This window comes from Rhizobium sp. P44RR-XXIV, assembly GCF_001999485.2.
Classification (GTDB): Bacteria; Pseudomonadota; Alphaproteobacteria; order Rhizobiales; family Rhizobiaceae; genus Rhizobium.
Genome location: NZ_MPVZ02000009.1, coordinates 1 through 1,138, shown reverse-complemented (window position 1 = coordinate 1,138; position 1,138 = coordinate 1). Strand labels below are relative to the sequence as shown.

Genomic DNA, 1,138 nt, shown 5'->3' with positions numbered 1-1,138 from the left:
CGGCAATAAAGGCGGTGCGCGCCTTGGGGGCGTAGCGTTTGACGTTGTTGGTGTTCATGCAGGCATTCCCTAATTCTTCTTGAGCTGGCCTTGACGCTGAGCTGCGAGCCAGGAGATGGCCTCCCCCTCCTGACTGCGCCGAGTCAGCGGATACGAATTCGCTTGTCTTGCTGGATGACGCTTTCCAGCTCCGCCTTGAGGACGTCGATAAAGCGGTCGATATCGCCCTGGCTTTCCAGATACAGGCCGTTGCCAAGCTTGTTGAATACGCTGGTGGCGGCCACCTCGACCACCGGCTTGGGCGGTGCTACCGGTTTAGGTGTTGGTGTTAAGGAAGGCGCTCTATCTTCGTTGACGCCGCTGGCCGAATTGGCGGCCTGTGCAGCCTTGACCTGCTCCTGCTGCAGTTTTTGCTGGCGTTCGGCTTCGGCCTGGATGGCGCGCTCCAGCTCGAACACACCGTCCTGCAGGCGCTCGTCGGCAGTCTGGGTTTGCAACAGGTAGATATTGGCGATGCTGGTTTCGGTCTCCAGATCCGCCTTGACCAGTTGAAGCGGGCGCAGCAGGCGGTTGCTCAACTCCGTAGTATCGATACCGCTCTTGGCGATTTCGGCCTGCAGCTGGGCAATCTTCTCGTCGACACGAGCCAAGGCATGTTCGCGTTTCTCAGTGAGGATCGCAGTATTGATCGCCTCTACCGCTTCCACCAAGCCAGCCACCTTGTGCAGCTGGTTGTAGGGGGCGGCGTTCTGCTCAATAGTTTGCAGCTCAAGGAGGGCCGTGCGGGCCTTATCGTTCTTTTCCAGGACAGGCTTGTTCTTGTCGAAGCGACGCAGGGCCTGCTGCAGCTGCTGCCAGGTATGCAGCTGATTGGTGAAGAACTCATAGAGGTCGCGGTAATCCTCCTCCAGATCCAGGTAGTCGTCCTTGTTGTCGACCACGGCCTTGAAGAAGTCGACGCTGTCGGTATTGCTCAAGAGGCGCTGCAAACTGAGCAGCGCCTGCTCGATCACTTCTTTGCCGGGGAAGCGACCAACATCGGTCTTGCTCTTGTAGTTTTTGAGGTTGCCCAGCCAGATCTCGAAATGGTCGCGGTAATACTCGAACAACTCCTTCTTCGCCGGCAGGGCCGAGAGCG

The 1,138-nt window shown here is 58.3% G+C and carries 1 protein-coding gene; it reads right to left on the bottom strand.

Annotated elements, in window-relative coordinates; translation table 11 throughout:
* Window positions 1-143: 143 nt before the first annotated feature.
* A partial coding sequence (locus tag BSK43_RS00065) for a hypothetical protein (protein WP_205910569.1) occupies window positions 144-1,138 on the bottom strand: 995 nt, incomplete at its 5' end.